The following is a 313-nucleotide window of genomic DNA, read 5'->3' as shown; positions in this document are numbered from 1 at the left end:
TGTTCTATCCCCAGTTGTTTTAATTTTCTATATCGAGTGGATACTTTCTTCCATCTCTTCCAAATCAATTGTCTTAGCCGATGATTCAACCACGATTTAATTTCAATCATAAAAGATTTCATAAATCCGATTCTATAGTAATTAATCCATCCTACCGTTACACGGTTGATGTCCTTCACTATATCTTTGAAAGAGCCTGGTCGATTGCGACGAGTTAATTTTCTGAGTTTATTCCGGAATTTTTGTTTCGCCGACTTACTAGGTCGGCATCCGACTTTCCCATATTATTATGAATATGGAAACCCAAGAATTT

1 pseudogene is annotated in these 313 nt (G+C 35.8%); it reads right to left on the bottom strand.

What is annotated here, in order from left to right:
• Nucleotides 1-233 (bottom strand): annotated as a pseudogene (locus ACYQ2O_RS13070) (group II intron maturase-specific domain-containing protein); the annotation flags it as partial.
• Nucleotides 234-313: the final 80 nt, after the last annotated feature.

The organism is Alkalibacterium sp. m-11, from assembly GCF_054658155.1.
This window is presented reverse-complemented; position numbering and strand designations above follow the sequence as displayed.